The 5,340-nt window shown below is 49.5% G+C and carries 7 protein-coding genes; 2 read left to right on the top strand and 5 right to left on the bottom strand.

The genetic code is table 11. The features are described from left to right. Positions 1-42: 42 nt before the first annotated feature. The gene (locus tag A4E54_RS00805) at positions 43-411 is read right to left on the bottom strand and encodes a CAP domain-containing protein (protein WP_286723771.1); all 369 of its coding nucleotides are present in this window, start codon (positions 409-411) and stop codon (positions 43-45) included. Positions 412-670: 259 nt separating this feature from the next. On the opposite strand from A4E54_RS00805, the gene A4E54_RS00800 reads away from it, so the two are divergent. Both A4E54_RS00800 and A4E54_RS00795 read left to right on the top strand, forming a co-directional pair. Further along, positions 671-1,078 carry a PaaI family thioesterase gene (locus A4E54_RS00800; RefSeq protein WP_286723769.1) on the top strand — a complete coding sequence of 136 codons (408 nt, stop codon included), beginning with the start codon at positions 671-673 and terminating at the stop codon, positions 1,076-1,078. 21 nt (positions 1,079-1,099) lie between these two features. Further along, a complete protein-coding gene (locus tag A4E54_RS00795; RefSeq protein ID WP_286723768.1) occupies positions 1,100-2,464 on the top strand; it encodes a M20/M25/M40 family metallo-hydrolase in 1,365 nt (454 codons plus the stop codon). Positions 2,465-2,531: 67 nt separating this feature from the next. On the opposite strand, the gene A4E54_RS00790 is transcribed toward A4E54_RS00795, so the two are convergent. The 4 genes from A4E54_RS00790 to A4E54_RS00775 form a co-directional block, all read right to left on the bottom strand. Further along, positions 2,532-2,810 carry an RNA-binding S4 domain-containing protein gene (locus A4E54_RS00790; RefSeq protein ID WP_286723767.1) on the bottom strand — a complete coding sequence of 93 codons (279 nt, stop codon included), beginning with the start codon at positions 2,808-2,810 and terminating at the stop codon, positions 2,532-2,534. A 131-nt stretch (positions 2,811-2,941) separates the two neighbouring features. After that, positions 2,942-3,217, bottom strand: coding sequence for a non-specific DNA-binding protein Hbs (hbs, locus tag A4E54_RS00785; RefSeq protein ID WP_277442948.1), 276 nt, complete (start codon positions 3,215-3,217; stop codon positions 2,942-2,944). Positions 3,218-3,323: 106 nt separating this feature from the next. Next, the gene (gene mazG, locus A4E54_RS00780; protein ID WP_286723766.1) at positions 3,324-4,982 is read right to left on the bottom strand and encodes a nucleoside triphosphate pyrophosphohydrolase; all 1,659 of its coding nucleotides are present in this window, start codon (positions 4,980-4,982) and stop codon (positions 3,324-3,326) included. A gap of 255 nt (positions 4,983-5,237) precedes the next feature. Beyond that, a partial coding sequence (locus A4E54_RS00775; protein WP_286723773.1) for a stage V sporulation T C-terminal domain-containing protein occupies positions 5,238-5,340 on the bottom strand: 103 nt, incomplete at its 5' end.

The raw sequence follows: 5,340 nt of genomic DNA, 5'->3' as shown, positions 1-5,340 counted from the left end.
ATGGTTTATGTTATCCCTTAATTCGGTTTCGGTGATTGCCTTTCAGTAAGACATCCCTATGAACAACTGCGTTACCACAACCCCATAACGTGTTTTGCATATACCAATCCCAATGCTGTCATGCAGGTCGTTAAGAATATTTGGCCGGTGACCGCTGCTGTCCATAATCAGTTCGTGCGCCCGCCGGGTAGTCGCGGCCTTGGCAATATTCTCCGCACCCATCGCCCTGGCCGTAATACCGGCCTTTCGCACCATATCCAGCGGGAAGCCGTAAACAGGGGACCTGTGATTAAAATAATTATTTTTAAACATATCTTCACTTTTTTTGCGGGCCAGGCATACCAGGCGCATATCCAAAATAAACGCCGGCAAGCCTGCCTTTTCCCGTTCCTGATTAACCAAATCAAACAATAACTTTTCATCGGCGGAAAGGTCTGATATACTGCAGCCCGTTTTTAAAGAACCTCCTTCGCGTTACGCAACTACCCGTTTATCTCATAATATTCCACTTTTCCGGCACTTGACATTTATTTAACCTGAATTATTCCTGTTCTGAACGTTTCCATAGAGACCCATGTCAGACACATAATATTCAGTGGATGCGGCTTTCCTTATGGGATATAAAAATATATACTATAAAACAGCAATATATTCAGAAGAAGGTGACATTATGCCTGACATGGAAAAAATAAAAGAGAAAATTTCCACGGACCCTTTCGCTAGTATGCTTGGGGTTAGATTTGACGAACTAGGGGAAGGCTACGTAAAGTTAAGCATGCAAGTCCGCGATGACATGTTGAACTTCAATGGCTCAATGCACGGTGGTGTCATTTTTTCTTTTGCCGACATCGCTTTCAGCGCCGCCAGCAATTCACACGGTACCGTCGCAGTTGCTTTGCACGCCGACATAACTTATTTGAAAGCCGTACCGCCCGGCAGCACGCTGATAGCAACCGGCGTGGAAAAAAACAGGACCAGAAGAACAGGCCTTTACAGTATCAATATTGATGACGCGGATGGAAACCACATAGCCGTTTTTCAGGGAGTCGTTTATCGAATGGACCAGCCGTTGTTCTAACAGAGGGGGTATTTACTTAGAATGCCGCTACTCAGCGACCAGACCCTCATCTGCCGGCGCCCGGCGGAGTTGCTGCAAAACTTGATCCGGTTTAACACAACCAACCCGCCAGGCGACGAAGCGGCGTGTATCGCCTATATTAATAACCTGCTGACCGAAGCCGGTCTTGAAACAACTATCCTTGCCCGTGATCCCGGCCGCCCCAACTTGATCACCCGTCTTACGGGACAGGGCGATGCCCCGCCGCTGCTGCTTTACGGACATGCGGATGTCGTCACTGCGGAAAACCAGGTATGGCGCTACCCGCCTTTCGAGGGGACGATAGCGGAAGGATGCGTCTGGGGCCGGGGCGCGCTGGACATGAAAGGCGGACTGGCCATGATGCTGGCCGCTTGCCTGCGCGCTAAAGCCGAAAACCTGGCCTTGCCCGGCGATATTGTGCTGGCTGTTTTAAGCGACGAGGAGAGCGGCGGTGATTACGGCGCCAAATACCTGGTGAACAACCACGCTTGCCTTTTTAAAGGCATCCGTTACGCCATTGGGGAACTCGGCGGTTATTCATTGCGTCTCGGCGGGCAAAAATTCTATATGATCATGGTCGCTGAAAAAAAATTATGCTGGATGAAAGTGACGGTGCGAGGACCAGGCGGTCATGGCTCCATTCCCCTGCGCGGCGGCGCTATGGCTAAGCTTGCTCAAGTGCTGCAACAGCTTGAGTGGCGCCGCCTGCCTGTACATATCACACCGGTAGTGCGCCGGATGCTGGATACTATGTTGCCTGTTTTGCCCGATTCAACCTCCCCGGTCATTCGCCGGCTCCTTAATCCGGCCCTGACTGACAGCGCACTTGCCCAACTGGATGAGAGCTGGCAGTTCCTTGATCCACTGCTGCACAACACGGTCAATGCCACTATAGTGCATGGAGGCCACAAAATTAACGTGATTCCAAGTGAAATCTCGCTCCAACTGGACGGCCGCCTACTGCCGGGCTGCACGCCGGAAGATATGGTCAGAGAACTCCGTGAGATTACCGGAGGCCAGTTTGAATTTGAGCTTATTCAGCATGGCGCGGACCCCGGCGAACCGGACATGGGTTTGTTTGACACCCTGGCTGAAATCCTGCGCAAGGCCGACCCGGGCTGTTATCCCGTGCCGCTTTTGCTAAGCGGCTGCACGGACGGTCACTTTTTCTCACAACTGGGCATTCAAACCTATGGCTACATGCCGATGAACCTGCCTCCGGAAATTGAAGTTTCTAAATTGATTCACGCCGCCGACGAGCGGATCCCGGTTGAAGCGCTAACTTTTGGCGCTGAAGCGATTTATCAAGTTTTACAACGTTTCGGAAATCTGAAAAACATAGCGGCAGAAAAACCGGACATATAAAAAAGGGGCGATAAAAGATACCGTCCCTCTCGTTATTTGCCTGGCTTGCAACAAACAGGATTACTTGTTACAACAGCTCGCCATCATTTCTTACCAGCCGGGAATCTTCCAGAATCTCGTATAATTCCGCCGCCATTTTAGCCGGCACATTTTCCCGAATCGATAATATTTTTAGTTTAAGGTTCCTGTTTCCAAAACCAATCATTATAGTGTCACCTGGTTTGACTTCCGCTCCGGCTTTGGCCGCACGACCATTAACCGCAACCTGGCCCCGGTCGCAGACCTCTTTAGCCAGGGTGCGCCGTTTGATCACCCGGGAAACTTTAAGGAACTTATCAAGGCGCAAGCATATTTACCACCTTTTACGCAATATCAGGCGCCAGGCTAATATGGAACAAAACATGTTCATCCAAATCAAACATAATCGCCTTAAAAATCAGACATTTAAGCCCGATTATCAATTTTCATTAACAGTTTCTATTTGCCCACAGCGTCGCGAAGAGCTTTCCCTGCCTTGAATACAGGTACACGGGCAGCTTCAATGTTAATTTCTTCACCGGTCTGTGGATTTCTTCCTTTACGGGCAGCTCTGTCCCTAATTTCAAAGGTACCGAAACCCACCAGTTGGACCTTGTCGCCCCTTGACAGCGCCTCTTCAATTGCGCCAAGCACCGCACCTACGGCTTTTTCCGAGTCTTTTTTGGTTAATTCCGTTTTTTCGGCAACGTTTGAAATCAACTCAGCCTTATTCATTTGAACCCTCCTATATAAAATAGAGATATTAATTTATAACTTATTCGCTAAAATCCTCGTAGTTCCTTCCGCAAAGAAAATGTTTCCTAGGTTTTTTAATAGTTTTTTACTTTTTTTCTTGTTTTTTTGCCTCCTCCCACCAAGCATCCAGTTCGGAAAGCGAACATTTTGATAGTTCTTTACCGGTATACCGTGCTCTATTCTCAATATAGCGAAATCTTTTGACAAATTTTTCAGAGGTTGACGCCAGAGCCGATTCGGGCTCCACACCAAGCAGCCTGGCTAAGTTAACCACTGAAAAGAGCAGATCGCCCATCTCCTTTTCAACTTGTTTTTCATCTCCGGTTGAAATAGCGTGTCTTAGTTCGTCCAACTCCTCATGGTATTTTTCCATAGCGCCCCGGTAATCCGGCCAGTCAAACCCGACACTAGCGGCTTTCTTCTGCAACTTCACCGCCCGCATTAACGCCGGTAAAGCCATGGAAACACTGTCAAGCAGGCTTGCAGGCTTATTTCTTCCCTTTTCCCCGGCTTTTATTTTTTCCCAGTTAAGCGTTACTTCATAACTGTTCCTGGCGGTTGCCGAACCAAAAACATGTGGGTGCCGGCGGGTTATTTTTTCACTAATGCCGTTGACAACGTCGTTCATGTCAAACAACCGGTTTTCCGAGGCAATTTGCGCGTGAAATACTATTTGTAGTAATAAGTCTCCCAGTTCTTCACATAATTTATACATATCTTCTTCATTCAGGGCTTCCAATACTTCATACGTCTCCTCAAGGAGATATGGTCTTAATGTTAAGTGATCCTGCTCCAGGTCCCACGGACAGCCTCCTTTTCCACGCAACCTCGCCAGCAGGTTAACCAGCGGGTCCAATGGGAAGCGGCATAAACGCCGGCTGATGTTCAACGTCCGGCGCCCGTTATCTGAACCGGTATTGGTATTATCGTTAACCCGGATAACCTCCACGCCCTCGCTTTCTCCAGGTTCTTCCCCATCTATTATGGCTTGTCCATATACCCTATCTCCGTCATCCGTACCTGTTTCATTCTTTCCTTGATCTCCGGCCTCCGACCTCTGACTTCCAACTTCCGGTACATACAGGCTTGTCAAATAATCCACCCAGTCCAGCCTGTCCAACTCCGACAGGGGGATATTTTCAATTCTTTGCTCACCCGGTATGCCGGCGCCTCTCACCACTGTGATCAAATGTCCAGGCGGGTAATATTCCAGAAGCGATACTTTAACGTCAGCCGCCACCAGCCGGCTGTACACCTGTGTAATTACCGCCGGTCTGGCCGGCAGCGGCATACTGTCATCAATGCGCAGCCCGTCGACTACCTGGAAACAAGCGCCTGGGTTCAGCTTGAGCGCGGTCATAATAGCGTCAAGAAAGCTCAAAGCCGGCTGGATGCAAACACTAATATTTTCCCGCTCCGCAGCCTCTATAATCAGGCGAACCGACTCCTCAGCCACCAGCGGGTGGCCGGGAACAGCGTATAGCACGGATTCGCGACGCGCCGCCGTGATTACTGCCTGACAAATCCCCGCGTAGACCTCTTCAAAGGCTGGTGACTGTTCGTACAGATAATCAAAAGTGGAAAACGAAATCCCTTCCTTAACGAGCCAACTGACTACGGGGTGTCGACTAGTCCGCAGGAAGGTACAAGTGGAGGCTCTCAAAGCCTCCCAGGCGCTCATGGTGATATGACCCGGCGCGCCGGGGCCCAGCCCTGTGATGGTTATACCAGCTTGCAGAGGCATAATTAACGGTACTCCTTTCGCTAACTCCAAGAACTTTGGTGACCTTTAGGCATACATAAGCGGCGATTTTGAGGCCTAATTCAAAGAGCGAGTGAGCCCGAGGATAAGTGAGGGAACTGTCTTAAGGCGCAAAGCGCCGAGTTTGACCGAACCCGAGGGCGAGAGAGCTCGAACAATTATAGGGGCCGAACATAAGCCGCGTTGTATGCCTAAAGGTCTCTTAACAAAAAAGTGGCCCTTTTAAGGCCACATTGGTTACTGTTCCATTTGTTTGGCCAAGAAACCTGCGGCGGTTTCAGCCAGTTTCAACTCCATTTCACCCATTTTCAAATCTGGTTCCTTTGTGGCCAAGATAACC

Origin of the sequence: Pelotomaculum sp. PtaB.Bin117, from assembly GCF_002067195.1 — a bacterium.
GTDB classification, from domain to species: Bacteria; Bacillota; Desulfotomaculia; order Desulfotomaculales; family Pelotomaculaceae; genus Pelotomaculum_D; species Pelotomaculum_D terephthalicicum.
Note: the sequence above shows the minus strand (reverse complement) of the source record. Positions and strands in the feature narration are given on the sequence as shown.

Excerpts from the sequence above, each read along its gene's own strand:
- A4E54_RS00800 (WP_286723769.1), top strand. The coding sequence starts at position 671 with ATGCCTGACATGGAAAAAATAAAAGAGAAAATTTCCACGGACCCTTTC.
- A4E54_RS00795 (WP_286723768.1), top strand. The coding sequence starts at position 1,100 with ATGCCGCTACTCAGCGACCAGACCCTCATCTGCCGGCGCCCGGCGGAG.
- hbs (WP_277442948.1), bottom strand. The coding sequence starts at position 3,217 with ATGAATAAGGCTGAGTTGATTTCAAACGTTGCCGAAAAAACGGAATTA.
- mazG (WP_286723766.1), bottom strand. The coding sequence starts at position 4,982 with ATGCCTCTGCAAGCTGGTATAACCATCACAGGGCTGGGCCCCGGCGCG.